Annotated in this window: 24 protein-coding genes; 17 read left to right on the top strand and 7 right to left on the bottom strand. The window is 67.5% G+C overall.

All coding sequences use genetic code 11. The features are described from left to right. Nucleotides 1–112 precede the first annotated feature (112 nt). Complete coding sequence (locus tag AAW00_RS09440; RefSeq protein WP_047004082.1) at nucleotides 113–898, top strand: inositol monophosphatase family protein; 786 nt, start codon at nucleotides 113–115, stop codon at nucleotides 896–898. On the opposite strand, the gene AAW00_RS09445 is transcribed toward AAW00_RS09440, so the two are convergent. Next, nucleotides 895–1,605: a bacteriorhodopsin gene (locus tag AAW00_RS09445; protein ID WP_047004083.1), complete on the bottom strand. Its 711-nt coding sequence runs from the start codon at nucleotides 1,603–1,605 to the stop codon at nucleotides 895–897. The genes AAW00_RS09440 and AAW00_RS09445 overlap by 4 nt on opposite strands. Nucleotides 1,606–1,810: 205 nt before the next feature. Here AAW00_RS09445 and rpmI point away from each other — a divergent pair, with 205 nt between their 5' ends. From rpmI to pheT, 4 genes are all read left to right on the top strand, one after another. Next, on the top strand, nucleotides 1,811–2,014 hold the full coding sequence (gene rpmI, locus AAW00_RS09450) for a 50S ribosomal protein L35 (protein ID WP_047004084.1): 204 nt from the start codon (nucleotides 1,811–1,813) through the stop codon (nucleotides 2,012–2,014). A 14-nt stretch (nucleotides 2,015–2,028) separates the two neighbouring features. After that, nucleotides 2,029–2,388: a 50S ribosomal protein L20 gene (gene rplT, locus AAW00_RS09455; RefSeq protein ID WP_047004085.1), complete on the top strand. Its 360-nt coding sequence runs from the start codon at nucleotides 2,029–2,031 to the stop codon at nucleotides 2,386–2,388. An 81-nt stretch (nucleotides 2,389–2,469) separates the two neighbouring features. Further along, on the top strand, nucleotides 2,470–3,573 hold the full coding sequence (pheS, locus tag AAW00_RS09460) for a phenylalanine--tRNA ligase subunit alpha (protein ID WP_082125004.1): 1,104 nt from the start codon (nucleotides 2,470–2,472) through the stop codon (nucleotides 3,571–3,573). Further along, nucleotides 3,570–5,936: a phenylalanine--tRNA ligase subunit beta gene (gene pheT, locus AAW00_RS09465; protein ID WP_047004086.1), complete on the top strand. Its 2,367-nt coding sequence runs from the start codon at nucleotides 3,570–3,572 to the stop codon at nucleotides 5,934–5,936. Before pheS ends, pheT begins: the two co-directional genes overlap by 4 nt. Nucleotides 5,937–5,939: 3 nt before the next feature. Here pheT and AAW00_RS09470 read toward each other — a convergent pair whose 3' ends face one another. Beyond that, nucleotides 5,940–6,533, bottom strand: coding sequence for a hypothetical protein (locus AAW00_RS09470; RefSeq protein ID WP_156170028.1), 594 nt, complete (start codon nucleotides 6,531–6,533; stop codon nucleotides 5,940–5,942). A 107-nt stretch (nucleotides 6,534–6,640) separates the two neighbouring features. Between AAW00_RS09470 and AAW00_RS09475 the strand changes: the two genes are divergently transcribed. The 6 genes from AAW00_RS09475 to AAW00_RS09500 all read left to right on the top strand — a co-directional run bounded on the left by AAW00_RS09475 (nucleotide 6,641) and on the right by AAW00_RS09500 (nucleotide 11,864). Further along, nucleotides 6,641–8,161 (top strand): peptide chain release factor 3, encoded by a 1,521-nt coding sequence (locus tag AAW00_RS09475; protein WP_047004088.1) that lies wholly within the window; start codon nucleotides 6,641–6,643, stop codon nucleotides 8,159–8,161. A gap of 31 nt (nucleotides 8,162–8,192) precedes the next feature. Next, entirely contained in the window at nucleotides 8,193–8,762 is a 570-nt protein-coding gene (locus tag AAW00_RS09480; protein ID WP_047004089.1) for a pyridoxamine 5'-phosphate oxidase family protein, read from the top strand. Next, nucleotides 8,762–9,451, top strand: coding sequence for an endonuclease/exonuclease/phosphatase family protein (locus AAW00_RS09485; protein WP_047004090.1), 690 nt, complete (start codon nucleotides 8,762–8,764; stop codon nucleotides 9,449–9,451). Before AAW00_RS09480 ends, AAW00_RS09485 begins: the two co-directional genes overlap by 1 nt. A 170-nt stretch (nucleotides 9,452–9,621) precedes the next feature. Next, complete coding sequence (locus AAW00_RS09490) at nucleotides 9,622–9,960, top strand: P-II family nitrogen regulator (RefSeq protein WP_047004091.1); 339 nt, start codon at nucleotides 9,622–9,624, stop codon at nucleotides 9,958–9,960. Nucleotides 9,961–9,989: 29 nt separating this feature from the next. Next, entirely contained in the window at nucleotides 9,990–11,339 is a 1,350-nt protein-coding gene (locus AAW00_RS09495) for an ammonium transporter (protein ID WP_047004092.1), read from the top strand. Between the two features lie 186 nt (nucleotides 11,340–11,525). Beyond that, nucleotides 11,526–11,864 carry a P-II family nitrogen regulator gene (locus AAW00_RS09500; RefSeq protein WP_047004093.1) on the top strand — a complete coding sequence of 113 codons (339 nt, stop codon included), beginning with the start codon at nucleotides 11,526–11,528 and terminating at the stop codon, nucleotides 11,862–11,864. Nucleotides 11,865–11,931: 67 nt separating this feature from the next. On the opposite strand, the gene AAW00_RS09505 is transcribed toward AAW00_RS09500, so the two are convergent. Together AAW00_RS09505 and AAW00_RS09510 are read right to left on the bottom strand one after the other, a co-directional pair. After that, nucleotides 11,932–12,810 carry a sterol desaturase family protein gene (locus tag AAW00_RS09505; protein WP_047004094.1) on the bottom strand — a complete coding sequence of 293 codons (879 nt, stop codon included), beginning with the start codon at nucleotides 12,808–12,810 and terminating at the stop codon, nucleotides 11,932–11,934. Nucleotides 12,811–12,816: 6 nt separating this feature from the next. After that, complete coding sequence (locus tag AAW00_RS09510) at nucleotides 12,817–13,215, bottom strand: hypothetical protein (RefSeq protein WP_047004095.1); 399 nt, start codon at nucleotides 13,213–13,215, stop codon at nucleotides 12,817–12,819. Nucleotides 13,216–13,442: 227 nt separating this feature from the next. Between AAW00_RS09510 and AAW00_RS15505 the strand changes: the two genes are divergently transcribed. The 6 genes from AAW00_RS15505 (at nucleotide 13,443) to queC (ending at nucleotide 18,625) form a co-directional block, all read left to right on the top strand. After that, the gene (locus tag AAW00_RS15505; protein ID WP_047004096.1) at nucleotides 13,443–14,207 is read left to right on the top strand and encodes a cold-shock protein; all 765 of its coding nucleotides are present in this window, start codon (nucleotides 13,443–13,445) and stop codon (nucleotides 14,205–14,207) included. Nucleotides 14,208–14,338: 131 nt separating this feature from the next. Continuing rightward, on the top strand, nucleotides 14,339–15,523 hold the full coding sequence (locus AAW00_RS09520) for an aspartate aminotransferase family protein (protein WP_047004097.1): 1,185 nt from the start codon (nucleotides 14,339–14,341) through the stop codon (nucleotides 15,521–15,523). Nucleotides 15,524–15,525: 2 nt separating this feature from the next. Next, the gene (argF, locus tag AAW00_RS09525; protein ID WP_047004098.1) at nucleotides 15,526–16,467 is read left to right on the top strand and encodes an ornithine carbamoyltransferase; all 942 of its coding nucleotides are present in this window, start codon (nucleotides 15,526–15,528) and stop codon (nucleotides 16,465–16,467) included. 40 nt (nucleotides 16,468–16,507) lie between these two features. Next, nucleotides 16,508–17,404 (top strand): Hsp33 family molecular chaperone HslO, encoded by an 897-nt coding sequence (gene hslO / locus AAW00_RS09530; RefSeq protein ID WP_063265979.1) that lies wholly within the window; start codon nucleotides 16,508–16,510, stop codon nucleotides 17,402–17,404. 174 nt (nucleotides 17,405–17,578) lie between these two features. Then, entirely contained in the window at nucleotides 17,579–17,887 is a 309-nt protein-coding gene (locus AAW00_RS09535) for a DUF3617 domain-containing protein (protein ID WP_338151457.1), read from the top strand. Nucleotides 17,888–17,935: 48 nt separating this feature from the next. Beyond that, entirely contained in the window at nucleotides 17,936–18,625 is a 690-nt protein-coding gene (gene queC / locus AAW00_RS09540; RefSeq protein WP_047004100.1) for a 7-cyano-7-deazaguanine synthase QueC, read from the top strand. Here the strand turns inward: queC and AAW00_RS09545 are convergent, their stop codons facing one another. The 3 genes from AAW00_RS09545 to AAW00_RS09555 form a co-directional block, all read right to left on the bottom strand. Beyond that, nucleotides 18,626–19,159: a superoxide dismutase family protein gene (locus AAW00_RS09545; protein ID WP_047004101.1), complete on the bottom strand. Its 534-nt coding sequence runs from the start codon at nucleotides 19,157–19,159 to the stop codon at nucleotides 18,626–18,628. 73 nt (nucleotides 19,160–19,232) lie between these two features. Then, nucleotides 19,233–19,688: a DUF2793 domain-containing protein gene (locus AAW00_RS09550; RefSeq protein WP_047004102.1), complete on the bottom strand. Its 456-nt coding sequence runs from the start codon at nucleotides 19,686–19,688 to the stop codon at nucleotides 19,233–19,235. An 8-nt stretch (nucleotides 19,689–19,696) separates the two neighbouring features. Then, a complete protein-coding gene (locus tag AAW00_RS09555; RefSeq protein WP_047004103.1) occupies nucleotides 19,697–21,880 on the bottom strand; it encodes a phage tail protein in 2,184 nt (727 codons plus the stop codon). Nucleotides 21,881–21,892 lie beyond the last annotated feature (12 nt).

The following is a 21,892-nucleotide window of genomic DNA, read 5'->3' on the forward strand; positions in this document are numbered from 1 at the left end:
CGATGCGTCGCCCCGGTATGCGATTTGATAGGCGGCCCGCTTTGCATTGCGCGTGTTGTTGCGTTTGTTACGTGTGAAATGCAACTTTTGTGCACCATAACGGACCAGTTTCATGATTTCCAGAAATGACATTGCCCTTGCCCAGCGCCTTGCCGATGCCGCCGGGGCGGAAATTCGCCCGCTTTTCCGCAGCGGACTGGACGGTGAGGCGAAGCAGGACGCCTCGCCCGTGACCAAGGCCGACCGCGCGGCGGAGGCGATCATGCGACGCCTGCTGGAGGCGGAGGCTTCCGCCGACGGCATCCATGGGGAGGAATTCGGGGTGAAGGAGGGCGTGTCGGGCCGCCAGTGGGTGCTCGACCCGATCGACGGCACCACCGCATTCCTTGCCGGGCGGCCGATCTTCGGCACGCTGATAGCGCTGCTGGTGGATGGCTTCCCGGTGCTGGGCGTGATCGACCAGCCGATCAGCGGGGAGCGCTGGCTGGGTGTGTCGGGGCGGCAAACGCTGTTCAACGGCGAGCCCGTCTCCTGCCGCCCGTGCCCCGACCTTGCCGCCGCCACCATCGCCACTACCGGCCCGCATTATTTCTCGGTGCCACAGGGGGATGCCTTCATGGCGCTCGCCGGGCAGACCGATCACAAGCGCATGGTGATGGGGGGCGACTGCTACAACTACGGTTGCCTCGCCAGCGGCAACCTTGATGTGGTGGCCGAGGCGGGCCTGAAGCTGCACGACTACGCCGCGCTCGTCCCCGTGGTGGAGGGTGCGGGCGGAGTGATGAGCGACTGGCGGGGCGAACCGCTCCACGCCGGCAGCGACGGAACGGTGCTGGCGCTGGGCGACCCGGCGCGGCTGGAGGACGTGGTGGAGATCCTTTCGGGCGCCGCCGGTTAGGCCCCGGCGACGACCGAGCCCTCCTCGTCGGCGGGCACCGTCTTGAAGCGCGCGGTGGCGACGAAGCCGTAGACGACCTTGGCCGTCACATCGAGCACGAGCACGGCCCAGTTCTCCAGCCCGATGGCGATGACGCCCAGCCCTTCCGGCCCTAGCGCGAAGACCAGCGGATAGACCAGCCAGACGGCGGTGAGGAACACGAGGTTGCCGCGATAGACCTGCTCCAGCCGGCCGCCCAGCCTGTCACCGATGGCGCGCACCGGGCCCCAGAGCATGAACAATACGCCGGCAAAGGCCGCGCAGGACCAGCCGAACCAAACCCATTTCGCAGTCTCGTCCGCCGAGAGCGCGGCGGCGAGACCGGTGGCGATCATGATGACGTCGAGCACAATGGCGGGCAGAATGTAGGTCGAATGACGCGGATGCTCGTGCAGGCCCGTCAGGATGAGGCCCGCGAGCAGGATCGGCGTGGTCGTGGCCCAATCGGCATAGCGCGCGAGATAGACCGGCGCCCCGTCCGGCCCGTCGATGGTGCCGGTACCCAGCCACATGGCGAGATAGGCGGTGGCGGCGATGAAGGGGACGACGGAGTGGAACTGTGCGTGGTGGCGGAATTCCTGCCGCTTGTCGCCGTGCAGGTAGATCGCGAGCGATGCCAGGGCCATGACGACGAAGCCGACGAGGAAGGGAAGCTGCTCTGCACTCATGAGCGATCTCGATATGGTTGCGCTCCGCAACGCACCTGCGAGCAGCGCGGTTCCGGCGGCGGGACAGCGCGCTTGCATTTTTTCCGCGAGCCGCTATTGGCGCGCCCTTCATCGACACGCATCACCTAGCCGGCCTGGCCACAAGGGCTGCCAGGGCTGGCCGTAGCGTGTCTCTGACCCCAACTTCTCTGGTAAGGAGACGAAAATGCCCAAGTTGAAGACCAAGAGCGGCGTGAAGAAGCGCTTCAAGCTCACCGCCACGGGCAAGGTCAAGCATGGTGTCGCCGGCAAGCGCCACCGCCTGATCAGCCACAACGCGAAGTACATCCGCCAGCAGCGCGGCACCAAGACCCTTGCCAAGGCCGACTGGGCCGCGGTCAAGGCTTGGGCGCCCTACGGGCTCGACTGAGGAGGTACTGAACCATGTCACGCATCAAACGCGGCGTCACCACGCGCGCCAAGCACAAGCGGATCCTCGAACAGGCCAAGGGCTATCGTGGCCGCCGCAAGAACACCATCCGCGTCGCCCGTCAGGCCGTCGAGAAGGCCGGCCAGTACGCCTATCGCGACCGCAAGGTGAAGAAGCGCAACTTCCGCGCCCTGTGGATCCAGCGCATCAACGCCGCCGTCCGGGCCGAGGGCCTGACCTACTCGCAGTTCATGCACGGCGTGAAGCTGGCCGGCATCGAACTCGACCGCAAGGTGATGGCCGACCTCGCCATGAACGAGGCGGGTGCCTTTACCAGCATCATCAAGCAGGCCAAGGATGCGCTTCCCGCCTGATTGTGATGCCTTTTGAAATACAGGAAGCGCCATCCGAAAGGGTGGCGCTTTTTGTTTGTCCTCACTAAGCGAGCCCGCATCATGAGCACCCAGCACGAACAGCAGGCAGAGGCGACCCTGACGCGCCTTGAGACAGTCCAGAGCGCAACCGAGGTCGAGGCCATTCGCGTGGAGGCGCTGGGCAAGGCGGGCTGGATCAGCGCGCTGATGAAGACGCTGGGCGGCATGTCGCCGGACGAGCGGCAGGTCCAGGCGCCGCGCATCCAGGCCCTGCGCGCCCGCGTAGCCGATGCCATCGAGGCGAAGAAGGCCGCGCTCGAGGCCGCCGAGCTCGAGGCGCGGCTGGCGAGCGAAACGCTCGACCTGACGCTGCCCGCCCCAACCACCCCGAAGGGCAGTGTCCACCCGGTCAGCCAGGTGATGGACGAGCTGGCGGAGATCTTCGCCGACCTCGGCTTCGCCGTCGCCACCGGGCCGGAGATCGAGGACGACTGGTACAACTTCACCGCGCTCAACATGCCAGAGAGTCACCCGGCGCGGGCCATGCACGACACCTTCTATTTCCCCGACACCGCGCCGAAGGGCGGGCGGATGCTGCTGCGCACGCACACCTCGCCGGTGCAGATCCGCTCGATGGTCGAGCAGGGCGCGCCCATCCGCATCATCGCGCCGGGCCGCGTCTATCGCAGCGACAGCGACGCCACGCACACGCCGATGTTCCACCAGATCGAGGGACTGGTCATCGACCGCGACATCCACTTGGGTCACCTCAAGTGGACGCTCGAGACCTTTCTCAAGGCGTTCTTCGAGACCGACGACATCGTCCTGCGCCTTCGTCCCAGCTACTTCCCCTTCACCGAGCCCAGCGTGGAGGTCGATGTCGGCTTCCGCTGGGATAACGGCAAGCGGGTGCTGGGCGGCAGCGGCGATGCCGAGGGGCACGGCTGGATGGAGCTGCTCGGCAGCGGCATGGTGAACCGCCGGGTCATCGAATACGCCGGGCTTGATCCCGACGAGTGGCAGGGCTTCGCCTTCGGTGTCGGCGTGGACCGGCTCGCCATGCTGAAGTACGGCATGGACGACCTGCGCGCCTTCTTCGACGGCGACGGTCGCTGGCTGGCGCACTACGGTTTCAGCGGGCTCGACCAGCCCACGCTTTCCGCCGGGATAGGAGCGGGCGCATGAAGTTCTCGCTCGAATGGCTGAAGGACTATCTCGACACCGATGCCTCGGTCGCCGAAATCTCGGCCGCGCTCAACGCCATCGGCATCGAGGTCGAGGGGATCGAGGACCCGGCCGACAAGCTCGCCGGTTTCCGCGTCGCCGAAGTGCTGACCGCCGCGCCGCATCCCGATGCCGACAAGCTGCAGGTGCTGACCGTCTCGACCGGTGAGGGCGATCCGCTCACCGTCGTCTGCGGCGCGCCCAATGCGCGCGCGGGGATCAAGGGCGTCCTCGGCCTGCCCGGCGCGGTCGTCCCGGCGAACGGGATGCAGCTGCGCAAGAGCGCCATCCGCGGCGTCGAATCGAACGGCATGATGTGCTCGGTACGCGAGCTGGAGCTCGGCGACGCGCACGAAGGCATCATCGAGCTGCCCGCCGATGCGCCGGTGGGCGCGGACTTCGCGGCCTACAACGGCGCGAGCCCGGTGTTCGACGTGGCGATCACCCCCAATCGGCCCGACTGCATGGGCGTGATGGGCATTGCGCGCGATCTCGCCGCGGCTGGCCTCGGCACGTTCAAGCCTGCCGAGGTGCCGCAGATCGCGGGCGAGGAGGCCTGCGCAGTCGAGGTCCGCACCGATGACGCCGAGGGCTGCCCGGCCTTTTACGCGCGCACGGTGCGCGGCGTGAGCAACGGCGCGAGCCCCGAATGGATGCAGCGCCGCCTGCTCGCCGCGGGCCAGCGCCCGATCTCGGCGCTGGTCGATGCGACCAATTACCTGATGCTCGCCTGTGGCCGCCCTGCGCACGTCTACGACATGGCGAAGCTGACCGGCCCAGTGGTCGCGCGGCGTGCGCGCGATGGCGAGCAGGTCGAGGCGCTGAACGAGAAGACCTACACCCTCGACGAGAGCATGACGGTCATCGCCGACCAGGCGGGCGTGCACGACATCGGCGGCATCATGGGCGGGGAGGACAGCTCCGTGCAGCCGGAGACGACCGACGTGCTGCTGGAAATCGCGTACTTCAATCCCGAGAGCATCGGGGTGACGGGCCGCAAGCTGGGCCTCGCCACCGATGCCCGCACGCGGTTCGAGCGCGGGGTTGACCCGGCGTTCCTCGACGACGGGCTGGCGATCCTGACCGGCCTCATCCTCGAGGCCTGCGGCGGCACGCCAAGCGAGGTTATGCGCGCAGGCCAACCTCCGGTCGAAGCGAAGGTCATCGCTTTCGATCCCGCGCTGACCGCAAGGCTGGGCGGCGTCGAGGTGGCGAAGGCCGAGCAGCGCCGCATTCTCGAAAGCCTCGATTTCAAGGTTGACGACGATTGGCAGGTCACCTGCCCGCCGCGCCGCCACGACATCGAAGGGCCCGCCGACCTCGTCGAGGAGGTGGTCCGCATCCACGGCCTTGACAAGGTGGCGAGCGTCGCCCTGCCGCGCGCGGAAGGCGTTGCGAAGCCCACCGCCACGCCCGCGCAGAAGCTGGAGCGCCGCCTGCGCCGCGCCGCCGCCGCGCGCGGACTGAACGAGGCGATCACCTGGAGCTTCATCTCCGAGCGCGAGGCAGACCTTGTCGGCGGCGGGCGCTGGGTGCTCGACAACCCGATCAGCGAGGACCTCAAGGTCATGCGTCCCTCGCTGCTCCCCGGCCTGCTCTCGGCTGCCCGGCGCAACCTCGACCGCGGCGCGAACTCGCTGCAACTGTTCGAGATCGGGCGGCGCTATCTGGAGGACGGCGAACATCCCTCGCTCGCCTTCGTGCTGGTCGGTGCCAAGGGCGCGCGCGACTGGCGCAGCGGCAAGCCGAAGCCTTTCGATGCCTTCGATGCCAAGGCCGTGGTCATGGACCTGCTCGAAGCCGCGGGTGCGCCGGTGGCGAACCTGATGGTGATGGGGGAAGCTGGCGACGTCTACCACCCCGGCCAGTCGGCGACGCTGCGGCTCGGCCCGAAGAACGTCATTGCCAGCTTCGGCGCGGTCCATCCCTCGCTGCTCAAGGCCTTCGACATCGACGTGCCCGTCGTGGCGGGCGGCATCCACCTGTACGCCATCCCCCAGCGCAAGAGCAGCGGCTTCGCCCGCAGCGCCTATGCGCCGCCCGCGCTGCAGGCGGTATCGCGCGACTTCGCCTTTCTCGTCGACGCGGCCCTGCCCGCCGGCGACCTGCTGCGCGCGGTGCGCGGGGCAGACAAGGCCAGCATCGTCGATGCGCGCATATTCGACGTGTTCGCCGGGCAGGGTGTGCCCGTGGGCAAGAAGTCGGTGGCGGTCGAGGTCACTCTTCAGCCGGGCGAGGCGAGCTTCAAGGATGCTGATCTCAAGGCGATCTCGGACAAGGTCGTCGCCGCGGCGGCGAAGCTGGGGGCGGAGCTGCGGGGCTGAGGGCTAGCTGCCCCAGTCGCCGCCGCCTTCGTCCGCCCAGTCGCTTCCGGTATCGAAGCCGCCTTCGGGCAGGTCCTGCCCCATCCGCGACACGGCCTCGGCCGCCTCGTTCGCCTGCGCCACCTGCTCGCGCACGTCGGCGGGCATGGCTGCGACCGCCACGGGATTGGTGGCGAACATGAGGTCGAAGGGGCGGCCCTCGATGGCGGCGGCGACGTGTTCCTGCGCGAGGCTTTCGAGCAGGCCGCTGGCGTAGGCGCCGAGCGCGTTCTGCGCGGCCGCCTTGTTCGCTTCCTCGCTCAGCACCACCTCGGTCGCCACGCGCGACCCGCTGCCTTCGGCCACCACGGTCGAGACGAACCGCGCCCGCTCCACGCCGTCCGCATCGAGCAGGGCGGTGATGATCGCGCCGTCCTCGCCCTCGAACACATGGCTGCGCTTGATCGCGCTGCCGAGCACGGCAGTCGGCAGCACGGCGGATTTCAGCGCGGCTTCCACCTCGGCGGGCGAGCGCTCGTAATAGGTGCCGCTCTCCCCGCAGGCGGCCAGCGCCAGCGCGACACCCAGAGTGAGCGCGAAAGTTCCGATGCGACCCATGGTGCTCCCCTTTCCCTGTTCCATCGCCGACCTAGCGCAGGCGGGTATAAGCCCGGTTAAGCCCCTGCTGGACCGAAGGGCGCATCGCTGGTAGCGGCGCGCGCACCATGCCGAACCCCCGCCGAACCTTTGCCATCATCTCGCACCCCGACGCCGGCAAGACCACGCTGACCGAGAAGCTGCTGTTGCAGGGCGGCGCGATCCATCTCGCGGGCGAGGTCAAGGCGCGCGGCGCGGCCAGGCGTGCCCGGTCCGACTGGATGAAGATCGAGCAGCAGCGCGGCATCTCGGTCACCTCCAGCGTGATGACCTTCGAGAAGGACGGCGTGACCTTCAACCTGCTCGACACGCCGGGCCACGAGGACTTTTCCGAGGACACCTACCGCACGCTGACCGCCGTCGATTCCGCCATCATGGTGATCGACGCGGCCAAGGGCATCGAGCCGCAGACGCTCAAGCTGTTCGAGGTCTGCCGCCTGCGCTCGGTGCCGATCATCACCTTTGTCAACAAGGTCGACCGCGAGGGCCGCGACCCGTTCGAGACGCTGGACGAGGTGGCCGACAAGCTGGCGCTCGACGTCAGCCCGCAGATGTGGCCCGTGGGCATGGGCGGCCTGTTCGAGGGGCTGCTGGATTTCCGCACCGGAGAGATCGCGCGGCCCGAGGGCAGCTCGAAGGAATATCTCGGCACCCGCGACACGGCCGAGATCCCCGGGGAATATGCCGAGCAGATCGAACTGGCGCAGGTCGGCTATCCGGAGCTCGACCTCGAGGCCTACCGGAATGGCGACATGACGCCAGTATATTTCGGCAGCGCGCTCAAGAACTTCGGGGTGGAGGAGCTGATCGACGCCATTGCCCGCTACGCCCCGCCGCCGCGCCCGCAACCCGCGGGCGACGCGCAGATCAGCCCGACCCGCGACGAGGTGACCGGCTTCATCTTCAAGGTGCAGGCCAACATGGACCCCAACCACCGCGACCGCATCGCCTTCATGCGGCAGGTGTCGGGCACCTTCAAACGCGGCATGAAGCTGACGCCCTCGGGCCTGGGCAAGCCCATCGCCGTCCACTCGCCGATCCTGTTCTTCGCGCAGGACCGCGAGATCGCCGACACCGCCGAGCCCGGCGACATCATCGGCATTCCCAACCACGGGACGCTCCGTGTCGGGGACACCTTATCGGAGAAGAACGACGTTCGCTTCACGGGGCTGCCGAATTTCGCGCCGGAAATCCTGCGCCGGGTGCAGCTGCGCGATCCGACCAAGACCAAGCAGCTGAGGAAAGCCCTCGACGATCTTAGCGAGGAGGGCGTGATCCAGGTGTTCTACCCGGTCATCGGCGGCTCCAGCATCGTGGGCGTGGTGGGCCAGCTCCAGCTCGACGTGCTCGTCAGCCGGCTGGCGGCGGAATACAAGGTGGAGGCCGCGCTGGAAGCCAGTCCCTTTGCCACCGCGCGCTGGCTGAAGGGCCCGCAGGAGAAGCTCGACGAGTTCGAACGCTTCAACCAGGGCAACCTCGCGCACGACCGCGACGGCGACCTCGTGTTCATGGCGAAAAGCCCGTGGGACGTGGGCTACCAGCAGGAAAAGAATCCCGAACTCACCTTCTCCGCCACCAAGGAGCGGTGACTTTCCGCCCCCTCGTGCGTAGGTACGCGCGATGGCAGAGTTCTTCGCCCAGCTGAGCGCCGAGCACACGGCGATGATCGAGGCGCAGCCGGTGTTCTTCGTGGCGACGGCGGCAGAAGGCGCGCGCATCAACCTCTCGCCCAAGGGGCTGAGCGATACCTTGCGGGTGCTGGGACCTGACCGCGTCGCCTACCTCGACCTCGGCGGGTCGGGCAACGAGACCAACGCGCACCTGCTGGCCGATGGCCGCATCACCATCATGGTCTGCCAGTTCGAACAGCCTGCGCTGATCCTGCGCATCTACGGCACCGGCAAGCCGGTGCTGCCGTGGGAAAGCGGGTGGGACGAGCTCGCCGCGCATTTCACCCTGTTGCCCGGCACGCGGCAGATCTTCGACATCACGGTCGAAAGCGTGCAGACCAGCTGCGGCTGGGGCGTACCGATCATGGATTACGAGCGCGATCGACAGACGCTGGTGAAATACCACGCCAAGGCCGATCCGCTCGAATGGGCGGGCAAGTATAAGCGGCGGCGGGAGAGCATCGACGGCCTGCCGGCGCGCACGACCGACCGCTACATCGCCGGAGAGTTGCCGGACTGATGCAGCTCACCTTTGCCAGCTACAACATCCACAAGGCCGTGGGGATCGACCGTCGGCGCGATCCGGGCCGCATCCTCGCTGTGATCGCGGAGATGGAGGCCGATGTCGTGGCGCTGCAGGAGGTCGACATCCGCATCGGCACGCGCGCAAGCGTGCTCGACCGCGTCGCGATTGCGGAGATGGGCTACCAGGTCGCCTCCAGGCCCACGCGGCCCGCGAGCCTCGGCTGGCACGGAAATGCGCTGCTGGTTCGGCAGGGAATCGAGGTCATCGACGTCGAGGCGGACGACCTGCCGCGCATCGAACCGCGCGGGGCGGTGCGGGCGCGCATCAATGCCGACGGGCACGAGATCTGCGTGACCGGCATGCACCTCGACCTCTCCGGCCTCAGGCGTAAGCGGCAGTTCGCGCACGTGTGCAACGCCAGCCGCGCGCCGGGCCTGCCGGCGGTGATGATGGGCGATTGCAACGAGTGGCTGCGGCCCATCGGCGGCGAGCTTGGGCTGGCGGCGCACTGGAACGTTGTCGATCCCGGCCACAGCTTCCCCTCGCGCCGCCCGGTGCTCTCGCTCGACCGGATGATGCACACGCCGCACTGGCAGGTGATGGAGGCAAGGGTGCACGCCACGGCGCTGTCGCGTCAGGCCTCCGATCACCTGCCGATCAGGGCCACGCTCGCGCTCGATTGAACGCTGCCGCTTTTTCGGGCGCGCCTGCCTGCGATTTGTGCGCCGCAGCATGAGCGGCAGTCAGCCCTGCAGGCAAACCACTGAAATCCCGTCACCCGCCTCATCTGGCACGCCCCTTGCTGTGCATCTGCGTGGCCGGGAACGACCCCGGCGCTGGACAGGGGTCAGCGATGAAGTTCGTGATAGCCATCATCAAACCATTCAAGCTCGACGAGGTGCGCGAGGCGCTGGCCGAGGCGGGCGTCGCCGGCATGACCATATCCGAGGTCAAGGGCTTCGGCCGCCAGAAGGGCCAGACCGAGATCTACCGCGGCGCCGAATATTCGGTGAACATGCTGCCCAAGGTGAAGCTGGAAATCGCCGTCAGCGACGAGCTCATGCCCAAGGTGGTCGAGACCATCCAGCAGGTCGCCAGCACGCAGAGCATCGGCGACGGCAAGATCTTCGTGCTCGATCTCGCCTCCACCACGCGCATCCGCACCGGCGAAACCGACGAGACCGCGCTGTGAGCGGCGTCCTTGGACAGAGGGGTATTGCAATGAACCGTTATCTCACGGGTGGACTGGCGGCGCTCGGTGCCACCGCGTTCGCCGCCACCGCCGCGCTGGCGCAGGAAGCCGGCGTGCCGATCGAGGCCGCGACCGAACCTGCCGCGGCCGCAGCTGTCGCCAATCCGGGCAACAATGCCTGGATGATGACCAGCACCGTTCTCGTCATGCTGATGATCCTGCCGGGCCTCGCGCTGTTCTACGGCGGCCTGACGCGGTCGAAGAACATGCTCTCCACCATGACCCAGATCGGCGCCACCGCCGCGCTGGCGATGGTGGTGTGGATCATCTGGGGTTACTCGACCGCCTTCGGGCCGGAGGGCAACGAATTCTTCGCCTGGGGCAAGCTGTTCCTGGCGGGCGTCACACCCGACAGCACGGCGGCCACCTTCTCCGACGAGGTCATCAGCGAATACGTCTTCATCAGCTTCCAAATGACATTCGCCGCGATCACCGCCGCGCTGGTGCTGGGCGCCACGGCGGAACGACTGAAGTTCAACGCGCTGATGTTGTTCGTGCCCATCTGGCTGACGGTCGTCTATTTCCCCATCGCGCACATGGTCTGGGCGGGCGGCGGCCTGCTGTTCGAGGACGGCGCTCTGGACTTCGCCGGCGGCACGGTGGTCCACATCAACGCCGGTGTCTCGGGCCTCGTGCTCGCCTACTTGCTGGGCAAGCGCACGGGTTTCCCGAGTGAGCTCTCGCCGCCGCACTCGATGACCATGACGATGATCGGCACGGGCCTGCTGTGGGTGGGCTGGTTCGGCTTCAACGCCGGGTCGGAGCTCGAGGCGGACGGCGTCGCCGGCCTCGCCATGATCAACACCTTCGTCGCCACGGCGGCGGGCGCGCTGACCTGGATGGTGGTGGAGAAGCTGGCGGGCCACAAGGGTTCGGCCCTGGGCTTCTGCTCGGGCGTCATCGCCGGTCTCGTCGCGGTGACACCGGCAGCGGGCAACAGCGGCCCGTTCGGCGCCGTGCTGCTCGGCATCGCTTCCTCGGTGGTGTGCTACTTCGCGGTCGCCAAGCTGAAGCCTGCTCTGGGCTACGACGACAGCCTCGACGCCTTCGGCATCCACGGCGTGGGCGGCATCGTCGGTGCGATCGGTACGGCGGTGGTCTACCAGCCGTTCCTTGGCGGCCCCGGCGACGGCTCGACCGCGCTTGGCGCGCAGCTGTGGGTGCAGACCTACAGCGTGCTGGTGACCATCGGCTGGGCGGCGCTGGGCACCTTCATCGTCGGCATGCTGGTCAAGTTCACCGTCGGCCTTCGCGTCACCCAGGAAGTCGAAGTCACCGGCCTCGACATCTCCGAACACGGGGAGCGCGCCTACAACTGATCCAACCGAATTGGCGGGGCCGGGACCTCCTCTCTCTCCCCCCGGCCTCGCCAACCCTCGTTCCTCCTGCGAACGTACACCTCATCACGGGCCGGGACCCAGCGCGGGTTCCGGCCCCTTTTTTGTCTTGCACCGGGCGCGACTGACCAGCACATTGCAGTGCAGCATATCCGAGGAGCCGGGCCCATGAAGATCGTCATCGCCGTCATCAAGCCGTTCAAGCTGGACGAGGTGCGCGAGGCGCTGGCCGGGATCGGCGTCGCCGGGATGACGGTCAGCGAGGCCAAGGGCTTCGGGCGACAGAAGGGCCAGACCGAGATCTATCGCGGCGCCGAGTACGCGGTCAACATGTTGCCCAAGGTGCGGCTCGAGATCGCAACGAGCGACGAACTGGCGCCCAAGATCGTCGAGACCATCCGCGAGGCGGCGAACACCGGCACCATCGGGGACGGCAAGATCTTCGTGCTCGACCTGGGCGAGGCGGTGCGCATCCGCACGGGCGAGACCGGCGAGACCGCGCTTTAAGGCACACAGCGCGCATCTTCGGCAGGGCGGTCGGAGAACCGCGCCTCGGCCATCCTGTTTCCTAAATTCAGCCTCGCTTGCGTTCCCAGCGTGCGCGGATCATGTCGGAGGTCTCGCGGCTGCCGTCATGGCTCCAGCCGGGCTCGCGCCACAGGTAGCCGAGCTTGTGCCGCCACGGCGAACGCCTCACGTCGCGGGCAATGGCCGCCCATTCGTGGAATACTGCCCTCACCACGTTGAAGTGGCCGAGCTGGTGGACGATGCCGTAGTGGATGCGCGTGTCCGCATCCTCCTCCTCGAACGTGCCGAACAGCTTGTCCCACACGATAAAGGTCCCGGCGTAGTTTCGGTCGAGGTAGCGCGGATTGACCGCGTGGTGCACCCGGTGGTGCGAGGGCGTGTTCATCACCGCCTCGAACCAGCGCGGCATGCGCCCGATGGCCTCGGTGTGGATCCAGAACTGGTAGATGAGGTTGAATCCGGCGCAGACGAGGATCATCCCCGGCTCGAACCCCAGCAAGGCCAGCGGCCAGCGAAACACGAAGGCCAGCGCGAAGAACCCGGTCCAGCTCTGCCGCAGCGCGGTCGAGAGGTTGTAGTGCTGGCTGGAATGGTGATTGACGTGGCTCGCCCAGAACCAGCGCACGCGGTGCGCGCTGCGGTGGAAGCAGTAGTAGGCGAGGTCGTCGAGCACGAAGCACAGCGGCCAGGCCCACCAGGCCCAGCCGATGGAGAACGGCGAGACATCGTGCATCCACACCAGCGCGGCCACGACCGCCGAGCCGGTGACGGCGCCGACGACCGTGCTGCCGAGGCCAATCGCCAGCGAGGTGGCGGTATCGCGCGATTCGTAGGCACCGCGCCGGCGCCGGCGCGCCCACAGCAGTTCTGCGACGACGAGCGCGACGAAGACGGGAATGGCCCAGGTGACGGGATCGAAGTCCATGCCGGCTCAGCTAGCAAACGGCGATGAACGCGCCCAGTCCGGCAGCGAGTCGACCGGCGTCAAATGCACGGTGCGCGGTCCCAGCTGCGGTGAGGCGATGCTGAGTGTATCGCCGTCCAGCGCGAGGTGCGAGCCGGGCTCCAGCACCCGTGCCACCAGCCGCCCGCCGTGAGGCACGACCGCTGCCAGCCGTCCCGCTGCGTCGCGCGCCAGGGCGCTGCGACCCTCGGCATCGAGCACGAGGGCCTGCACCGCGAATCCGCCCGGGACCAACGCCAGCGCCTCGCGCGCGTCGGCCTCGTCGGCCACCGTGCCGACGGCGGAAAAGCCCAAACAGTGCGCCAGCGCGACAAGCGCGGCGACCGCCGCCAGCGAGGCGGCGAAAATGGCCAGCTCCTGCTCCATCGTCCGTGTCGTGCCGCACCGCGCCCGCCGTCGCAAGCGTGCCCTAGTTGCGAAGATGCAACGCCCTGCAAGCGCTCGCCTTAAATCATTCGCATCGTGCCATGTTTGCGTCTATACCCCCGGGCTTGGAGTGGAGGGGAAGGTCCGCCATTCCCTGTCGGCGGGGCAAGAATCGTCCGTACCGCCGGTGGAATGTCGCAGGACGGAAACGAAGGTTCTTGGGGTTCATGGGTTACGATAAAGGGCGCCGCGGCCGCGGACGCGACAAGCGCGACGGTTTTGGCGAAGAGGGCTTCGATCCGTTCGGTGAGGGCGGCCCGCCCCCGATGGATGGCGGCTGGCGCGGCGGCGGCGACCGCTTCGGCGGTGGCGGCGACCGGTTCGGCGGCGGCGACCGCTACAACGACGATCGCGGCGGCAATCGCGGCGGCGGCTTCGGCGGCGGCAACCGTGGTGGCGGCTTCGGCGGCGGCCCGCGTGGCGGCGGCGGTGGCGGTGGCGGAATGCCCGCCCAGGTCGTCGGCACCGGCAAGGGCAAGGTCAAGTTCTTCAACGCCCAGAAGGGCTTCGGCTTCATCCAGCGCGACGAGGGCGGAGAGGACGTGTTCGTCCACATCAGCCAGGTCGAGCGTGCGGGCCTCGAAGGTCTTGCCGAGGGGCAGGAGCTGCAGTTCAACCTCGTCGATCGCGGCGGCAAGGTCTCGGCTGCCGACCTGCAGGTCGTCGGCGACGTCATCGAGGTCGAGAAGAAGAGCCCGCAGCGTGAGCTGACCGGCGAAAAGGCCGTCGGCACGGTCAAGTTCTTCAACGCCATGAAGGGCTTCGGCTTCATCACTCGCGACGATGGCAAGGACGATGCCTTCGTCCACATCAGCGCGGTGGAACGCTCGGGACTCAGCGGCATCGAGGAAGGCGACCGGTTCGAATTCGATCTCGAGGTCGACCGACGAGGCAAATACTCGGCCGTCAACCTCGTTCCGGTGCAGGGCTAGGCCCATCCGGATCGCGGGGCGGCCGAGCGTTTGACCGGCCGCCCGCTCCCGCATAGAGAGAAGTTCATTAGGCGGTCGGCCCTTCAGGGGCAGGCCGCCCTTCTCTTTTCTCGCGTGTTGGAGTTTTCGCGATGACCATTTCCCCGCTGATGCCCGTCTACCCCCGGTGCGGCGTGCGGCCCGTGCGCGGCGAGCATTGCCACCTGATCGACGAGGACGGCACCCGCTACCTCGATTTCGCCGCGGGCATCGCGGTCAACCTGCTGGGTCATTCGCACGCAGGTCTGATCGGCGCGATCCAGCGCCAGGCCGAGACGCTGATGCATGTCAGCAATCTCTACGGCAGCCCGCAGGGGGAGGCGCTTGCCGCACGGCTGGTCGAGACGACCTTTGCCGACACGGTGTTCTTTACGAACTCGGGCGCCGAGGCTGTCGAGTGCGCGATCAAGGCGGCGCGCGCCTATCACCAGCACGAGGGTAACGACCAGAAGTTCGAGCTGATCACCTTCAAGAACGCCTTCCACGGGCGCACGATGGCGACCATCAGCGCTAGCAACCAGGAAAAGATGCACAAGGGTTTCAACCCGCTGCTGCCCGGTTTTCGTTATGTCGAATTCGACGATCTGGAAGGCGCGAAGGCGGCGATCGGCCCGAACACCGCGGGCTTCCTGGTCGAGCCGGTGCAGGGCGAAGGCGGCATCCGCGTCGCGTCCCCCGAGTTCATTCAGGGCCTGCGCGCCTTGGCGGACGAGCACGACCTGATGCTGGTCTTCGACGAGGTGCAGTGCGGTGTCGCGCGCACCGGCACGCTCTATGCCTACGAGCAGCTGGGCGTGGAGCCGGACATCATGGCGACCGCCAAGGGCATCGGCGGCGGCTTTCCGCTCGGCGCCTGTCTCGCCACCGAGAAGGGCGCGCGGGGCATGACCGTGGGCACCCACGGATCGACCTACGGTGGCAACCCGCTGGCCATGGCGGCGGGCATGGCGGTGATGGATGCGGTGGCGAACGAGGAATTTCTGGCGCAGGTCCGCGCGCGCGGTGAGCGGCTGCGCGGCCGGCTCGAGCAGTTCATCGGCAACTATCCCGACCTGTTCGAGGGCGTGCGCGGGATGGGCCTGATGCTCGGCCTGAAGATGAAGGGCGAACCGCGCCCGTTCATGGTCCACCTGCGCGACAACCACCAGCTGCTGACGGTGGCTGCGGGCGACCAGACGCTGCGCATCCTGCCGCCGCTGGTGATCGAGGACGCAGAGATGAACGAGTTCATCGAGAAGCTGTCCGCGGGCGCCGCCTCATTCCAACCGGAGGATTAGCCATGCACGAGGGCAAGCCGCGCCACTTCCTCGACCTGTCCGACGCGGGCGGCAACGCCATCGCGGCGATGATAGACGATGCGCTGGTGCGAAAGCCTGCCCGGGCAGGCTGGCCGAAGGGCAAGTCCGATGGCGATGCGCCGCTTGCGGGCCGCGTACTGGCGATGGTGTTCGAGAAGAATTCCACCCGCACCCGCGTCAGTTTCGATGTCGCCATGCGCCAACTCGGCGGCAGCGCGCTGATCGTCGACGCGGGGACGTCGCAGCTCGGCCGCGGCGAATCGCCCGCCGATACCGCGCGCGTCCTCAGCCGGATGTGCGATGCCATCATGGTCCGCACGGATGATCACGCAAAGATCGAGGAAATGGCGCGTCACGCCAGCGTGCCCGTAATCAACGGCCTGACCGACCGATCGCACCCATGCCAGATCGTCGCCGACCTCTTGACCGTGATCGAGCATCGCAAGGGCCTGCCCGCGCTGGAGCTGGCGTGGTTGGGGGACGGCAACAACGTGTTGCACTCGATCCTCGAGGCTGCGGCGCTTATGAAGTTCAACGTCCGCGTGGCGACGCCTGTGGGCTACGAGCCCGATCCGGAGTTCGTCGCGATGGTCCGCGCGGCCGGGCAGCAGGTCACGCTGACGCAGGATGCCGCGGCGGCGGCAGCGGGCGCTGACGTCATCGTCACCGACACCTGGGTCTCGATGGGGCAGGAGCACGTTCACAACAAGCTCGCGGCGATGGAGCCCTACCGCGTCCATGCGGGGCTGATGGCGAAAGCCAAGCCCGATGCAATCTTCCTCCATTGCCTGCCTGCGCATGTCGGCGAAGAGGTGAGCGAGGAGGTTTTCGAGGGGCCGCAGTCGGTCGTCTTTGACGAGGCCGAGAACCGCATCCACGCGCAGAAATCCGTCCTGCTGTGGTGCTTCGGGCTGATCGGGTAGGCGCGCTTCCAATCCCCGGCGCCATCCCCATATGGCGCCCATGAACGACGCCTCTAATCAAACCCTGTCGGATCGCCTGTTCGGCTTCGCCATCCCCTCGCGCGATTGTCGGGGCCGCCTCGTGCGGCTGGACCGTGTCCTCGACGACATCCTCTCGGCCCACGACTATGCGCCCGCGCTCAAGCACTGCCTCGCCGAGGCGCTGGTGGTGGCGACGCTGATGGGCGGGCTGCTGAAAGGCGAGGGCGACCAGTTGACCCTGCAGGCCCAGGGCGAGGGCGGGTTGGCCTCGATGCTCGTGTGCGATTACCGCGACGGTGCCCTGCGCGGCTATATCGAGTATGACCGCGAAGGCGGGGCCGATATCGGTGCAAGTCCTTCGCTGGAGCGATTGTTCGGCAAGGGACATCTCGCCATCACCTTCGAGATTGCCGCGACCGGCCAGCGCTATCAAGGCATCGTACCGCTTGAAGGTGCGTCGTTGGGCGAGGCGGTCGAGACCTATTTCGGGCAGAGCGAGCAGGTCCCAACGCGCATCCGCACGGCGGTCTCATCGGGACCGGACGGATGCGTGGGTGGAGGCTTGCTGGTCCAGCACTTGCCCGAGGGCGAGGAGGGCCGCGAGCGTCTCCACGCCCGACTCGACCATCCGCATTGGGAGCATGTCGCCATCCTTGCCGACAGCCTGCGGCACGAGGAACTGGTCGATCGCGATCTGCCGTTGGAAGATCTCGTCTGGCGTCTCTACCACGAGGAGGACGAGGTTCGCGTCGTGGCAGGATCTGCAATTTCCAAGGGGTGCCGATGCAGTGAAATCCATTTCGAGGATGTCCTGTCACGGTTCCCCAAAGAGGACCGGCGCGAAATGGCGAACGAAGACGGAATAATCGTGGTCGATTGCGCGTTCTGCTCGAAAGAGTTCGCCATACAGGATTGAACGGTTCGTCGCACATGAAGTGCAACTGGTCGTTCACGTGGTTCCTGCTACGGGTACGTGATGACGAGGAATGCGATGAAGTTGCGTAATCGATTAGCCCTGCGTGCCGCGCTCGGAGCCCTCGCAGCTTCCTGCGTCGTGGTTCCCGTGGCGGCACAGGCGCCCGAACTTGGGATGCTTGGCACACTGCAGCCCGGTAGCTGGACGCTGCGGTTGCGCGATGGCAGCGCGACCCAGCGCATCTGCGTTCGGAATGGGCGGGAGCTCATCCAGTTGCGACATCGCCAGCCGAACTGCGAACGGTTCGTGGTGCAGGACGAGGCGCGCGAAGTGACGGTGCAGTATACCTGCCGCGGCAACGGTTACGGTCGCACGACGATCCGCCATGAAAGCAATGCGCTCGTGCAGATACGCAGCCGGGGCATCGAGGGCGGGGCCCCTTTCTCCATCGACGGAGAGGCACGGCGGACAGGCAGCTGCTGACGCTTCTGTGGCTTGCCCACTGCGCTCCGCGCGCCTAGCGGACCCGCCATGTCAACAACAATGCCGATCGCCGTGGTGCTGCTATCAGGCGGCCTCGATTCGATGGTCACCGCGGGGCTCGCCAGCGAGCAGGGCTTTGCGCTCCACGCTCTGAGCATCGACTACGGCCAGCGTCACGCACGCGAGCTCGAAAGCGCGAAAGCTATCGCCGACCTCCTGGGGGTGGTGAGACACGTCACGCTTCCGCTCGACCTGCGACAATTCGGCGGTTCCGCGCTCACCGACGATATCGCCGTCCCCAAGACCGGGGTCGGCGACGACATCCCCGTGACCTACGTCCCGGCGCGCAACCTGCTGTTCCTCGCCTTGACGACTGCCTTTGCCGAGAGTTCGGGATCGAGCGACATCTTCATCGGGGTCAACGCGCTCGACTACTCGGGCTACCCGGACTGCCGTCCCGAATTCATCGCCAGCTTCGCCGAAACCGCGCGGTTGGGCACGAAGCAGGGAGTGGAAGGACGACCCTTCACCATCCACGCTCCGCTCCAGCACATGAGCAAGGCGGACATCGCTCGCGAATGTGCCCGGCTGGGCTTCGATCCCGCGTGGAGCTGGTCTTGCTACGATCCCGCACCGGGAGGCGAGGCTTGCGGGCTGTGCGACAGCTGCCGCCTGCGTCGCCAGGGGTTCGCGGATGCGGGCGTTGTCGATACCACGCCCTACGCCGCCGACGCCTGATCAGCCGCGCGACAGAACGCCGCAGGCCGCCCGGCCGCCGGCGTTTCCGGTAGGATCGGTGCGATAATCGTCGGCATTGGCGTGCACGACGATGGCCGTGCCGTCCGCATCGAAGAGGTCGTTCGACACACCCGACAAGGTTCCGCGAACGACCGCGCTCATGGTTCCAGTGCCGTCGGCACCGATGGTTACATTGGGCAGGTCGCCCAAGTGCGCACCGCGCGGATTCTGGATCCCGTGCTCCGCATTGCCGGGATTGAGATGGCCGCCGGCCGAAGTGAAGTCGGGCGCAATGCAGCTACCCGTGGTGTGAAGGTGCACGCCGTGTACTCCGGGCGTCAGACCGGAAAAGCTGGCGTTCATCGTCACCTCGCCGCCCAGCGAATACATACGCATCGTGCCGATTGCGTTGCCCTGCGCATTCATCACCGTCGCGCTGCCGATCTGTTCGGCGGCATTCTCGTAGACGGTCTGGCAGGCGCCGAGCGCGGCGAGCAGCGGGATGGCGAGAAGCGACTTGCGAAGGTGGGGCATCAGAGATTGTCCTTGGCGATGGTTCGTAAGGGGTTCGACCATGCCAACGACGGAAAGCTCCGCAGGGTCCGCGTCAGTCGGAAAGAATTCCCGCCGCGACGAGCGCCGTAACCAACCCGGCGATGGCAGTGCGCGCTTCCACGTCCGTGACCGAACCGCCGGTCGGCGCAGCGATCGCGGCGGCGCGCCGCCAGGAGCCGTCGAACAGCGCCTGTTGCCCGGCGGCCTTGTCGAACAGCCGCATCCCGGCGCGCGGCGCGGCGAACACCCAGTTGCCCGACTGCCGCCCGGCAAGCTTGCCCGCCTGGCCCACCCAGGCTCCGCTCGGCGTGTCGCCGACCAGCCATGTCTCGCCGTCGACGGGCGATGTCGGCGGGGCGTTGGCGATGCCTTCGATGGCCGGATGCAGCAGGGTGTCGAGCCGGGCGAGCGCCTCGTTGACGGTGAACTCCTTTTGCGCCTGCGCGCTGAAGAGGTTCGGGAGCGCGTGGCGCGGAGTCGTGGAGGCAAAGGTGATCGGATCTGTCATGATGGCCCTCAGTTGATCGTAGTCATGAGCAGGGGAAGCGAGCGTGCGTGGGTGCCAATCTGGCGGACCCAGAGCGCCTTGCCGCCGTGGTCGGAGCGCAGCGCGCCGAGGTCTGCAGAGGCGATGACGAGCGCGGGTTCGCTCACCTGCCACATCACATCGGGTGCATCGGGATCGCCAAGGCCGACCTCGTAGGCCTCTGCCTGTTCGACCATCGGCACCTCGACCGTGCCGGACCAGGCCCAGGTGCCTCGCGCCCGGCGGGTCCAGGCGAGGGCGAGCGATCCGTCGTCTTCTTCCCGTGCCTTGGGATGAACAGGGCAGGGCGGGCGAAGGCTCGAGCCGAGGCCGGAAATCGCGTCGACGACCGGCTCCTCGTCGGAAAGACCGATGGCGGCGACGGCGGTCGCGGTCCCGAGTTCGTTGACATCGAGCGCGACCGGTCGGGCGTCGAGCATTACGAAACCGGAGCCTTGCGGCGAGCCGACCAGTGCGAAATGCTCGGTACCGCCGCGCCCGCGCAGAAGCCCGGAAAGCCGCCAGCGGCCCTCGCCGAGGCTTTGCGCGGTGGCAAACTGGACGATCTCCTCGCCCACCAGTGCCCGGTTGGCCCCTTGCGCCAGCGCCGCCAGGTCGACGCTGTCGAGCACGAAGTCGGTCGACATCAACTGCACTTCGATGTCGGATTCCCGATCGATCAGCACGCTGGCTGCGGGCCGCAGCGCGCCCAGCGTTGTGCCGACCACGCTGCGCCGCGAACCGGTCGCGCCGATGGGGAAAAGCGCGCCGTTGTTCTCTCCGTACAGCGCCGCCCCCGTCCAGCCCTGTGACGTGGAGGAAGCGGCGGCGAAGACCTGCCGCGTATCGGACGATCCGTTGCCATCCCAGGGAAGTTCGTAGGCTTCGAGCACGGTCGGTGTTGCCACGATGTCGACGGATCCCAGCACCCTTCCCGGCGCGGCGGCGGCAGCTGTACCGTGGCGTTGGGGCAGGCGCTGGAGATCGAGCTCGAGCCCGGTCTCGCGCCACTCCCAGGCCTCGACGCGCCATTTGCCGGGCTGTCCCGGAACGCTGACGATCTGTCCCGGACTGAGTGAGGGATCGATTTCTGCGATGCGATAGGCGAGCCGGTCGCGCGCCCACCCGGCCCGCTCGGCAGCAGCATCGGCGAGACGCTTTGCGCTCGCGGCTTGCAGCGCACCGGGGAAGTCGATGATGCGGTTGCGTTCGGGCGAAGCGCGCCCGCTCGCGCGTTGCAGGCCTGCCTGGTAATCGCGGTCGATGTCGTAATAGCGCAGACCGGCGGGCACACCGGCGGCGTCGGGGCGTGCGCGCTCGCGCTTGCCGGAAAGGCCGCCGAAGCCGTCGCCCTGGCGGTCGACGACCGGTGCCGGGAGGACGAGCACGGGATTGCCGACCGGATCGCCGCTCGAGATGCTTAGCCCTGCTGCACCCGCGTCGCTCGCCAGCGGGTAGGCGCGGTCGATCGTGGCGAGCGTGTCGGCAAGGGCCCCGCCCTCGTCGGAATAGCCTTCGAGGTCGTCCAGTGTGCGCCCTACCTCGCCCGCCGGCTGCGCCGGAGACACCAGCTCCGCCAGCGAAACCTGTCCGTCGTCGGCGACGATCTCGAAGGTAAGCGCGGGGATGCGGTTGCCAAAATCGGCGAGCTGCAAATTCTCGAATACGCAGTAGGCGAGGCCGCGAAACGCCGGGCACTCGCTGCCCTCGGCGCTGGCGATTAGCGGGTCGGGCAGCTGGTCGCCGGTGCCGGTGTAGACGCGCAGTGCGCCCTGCACCTTGAGGTCGCCCGCCGCCCCGCGCAGCAGGTTGCCATCGGCCCAGATGCGGCCGACCCGTTCGATCTTGCGGCTGGCCAGCGCCACGGCGAAGGACGAGGAATAGGAATAGGTTGTGGTCGACGGGCGTCCCTTGCCACCTCCGCTCTTCTCCGCGCTTTCCTTGAGATCGGTCGCCCAGATGATGGTGCCCGCGGCTCGCATGGTGCCGAAATGCCGGGCGAGCGGAGCGCCGTAGCTGGAGGTGGTGACCTTGAGTTCGGTCAGGCGCGGACCCTCACGGTCCGGCGGTCCGAACAGCGCGCCGTCAATGCGGCTGCCGACCAGTGCGCCGAGCGCACCTCCCAGGGGGCCGCCAATGGCCGTGCCGACGGCGGTAAGTACGAGAGATGCCATGCGTGGCCTTTC

The organism is Aurantiacibacter luteus (assembly GCF_001010945.1).
GTDB lineage: Bacteria > Pseudomonadota > Alphaproteobacteria > Sphingomonadales > Sphingomonadaceae > Alteraurantiacibacter > Alteraurantiacibacter luteus.

Coding starts and splice junctions, on each gene's coding strand:
- AAW00_RS09440 (WP_047004082.1), top strand. CDS start 113: ATGATTTCCAGAAATGACATTGCCCTTGCCCAGCGCCTTGCCGATGCC.
- AAW00_RS09445 (WP_047004083.1), bottom strand. CDS start 1,605: ATGAGTGCAGAGCAGCTTCCCTTCCTCGTCGGCTTCGTCGTCATGGCC.
- rpmI (WP_047004084.1), top strand. CDS start 1,811: ATGCCCAAGTTGAAGACCAAGAGCGGCGTGAAGAAGCGCTTCAAGCTC.
- rplT (WP_047004085.1), top strand. CDS start 2,029: ATGTCACGCATCAAACGCGGCGTCACCACGCGCGCCAAGCACAAGCGG.
- pheS (WP_082125004.1), top strand. CDS start 2,470: ATGAGCACCCAGCACGAACAGCAGGCAGAGGCGACCCTGACGCGCCTT.
- pheT (WP_047004086.1), top strand. CDS start 3,570: ATGAAGTTCTCGCTCGAATGGCTGAAGGACTATCTCGACACCGATGCC.
- AAW00_RS09470 (WP_156170028.1), bottom strand. CDS start 6,533: ATGGGTCGCATCGGAACTTTCGCGCTCACTCTGGGTGTCGCGCTGGCG.
- AAW00_RS09475 (WP_047004088.1), top strand. CDS start 6,641: ATGCCGAACCCCCGCCGAACCTTTGCCATCATCTCGCACCCCGACGCC.
- AAW00_RS09480 (WP_047004089.1), top strand. CDS start 8,193: ATGGCAGAGTTCTTCGCCCAGCTGAGCGCCGAGCACACGGCGATGATC.
- AAW00_RS09485 (WP_047004090.1), top strand. CDS start 8,762: ATGCAGCTCACCTTTGCCAGCTACAACATCCACAAGGCCGTGGGGATC.
- AAW00_RS09490 (WP_047004091.1), top strand. CDS start 9,622: ATGAAGTTCGTGATAGCCATCATCAAACCATTCAAGCTCGACGAGGTG.
- AAW00_RS09495 (WP_047004092.1), top strand. CDS start 9,990: ATGAACCGTTATCTCACGGGTGGACTGGCGGCGCTCGGTGCCACCGCG.
- AAW00_RS09500 (WP_047004093.1), top strand. CDS start 11,526: ATGAAGATCGTCATCGCCGTCATCAAGCCGTTCAAGCTGGACGAGGTG.
- AAW00_RS09505 (WP_047004094.1), bottom strand. CDS start 12,810: ATGGACTTCGATCCCGTCACCTGGGCCATTCCCGTCTTCGTCGCGCTC.
- AAW00_RS09510 (WP_047004095.1), bottom strand. CDS start 13,215: ATGGAGCAGGAGCTGGCCATTTTCGCCGCCTCGCTGGCGGCGGTCGCC.
- AAW00_RS15505 (WP_047004096.1), top strand. CDS start 13,443: ATGGGTTACGATAAAGGGCGCCGCGGCCGCGGACGCGACAAGCGCGAC.
- AAW00_RS09520 (WP_047004097.1), top strand. CDS start 14,339: ATGACCATTTCCCCGCTGATGCCCGTCTACCCCCGGTGCGGCGTGCGG.
- argF (WP_047004098.1), top strand. CDS start 15,526: ATGCACGAGGGCAAGCCGCGCCACTTCCTCGACCTGTCCGACGCGGGC.
- hslO (WP_063265979.1), top strand. CDS start 16,508: ATGAACGACGCCTCTAATCAAACCCTGTCGGATCGCCTGTTCGGCTTC.
- AAW00_RS09535 (WP_338151457.1), top strand. CDS start 17,579: ATGCTTGGCACACTGCAGCCCGGTAGCTGGACGCTGCGGTTGCGCGAT.
- queC (WP_047004100.1), top strand. CDS start 17,936: ATGTCAACAACAATGCCGATCGCCGTGGTGCTGCTATCAGGCGGCCTC.
- AAW00_RS09545 (WP_047004101.1), bottom strand. CDS start 19,159: ATGCCCCACCTTCGCAAGTCGCTTCTCGCCATCCCGCTGCTCGCCGCG.
- AAW00_RS09550 (WP_047004102.1), bottom strand. CDS start 19,688: ATGACAGATCCGATCACCTTTGCCTCCACGACTCCGCGCCACGCGCTC.
- AAW00_RS09555 (WP_047004103.1), bottom strand. CDS start 21,880: ATGGCATCTCTCGTACTTACCGCCGTCGGCACGGCCATTGGCGGCCCC.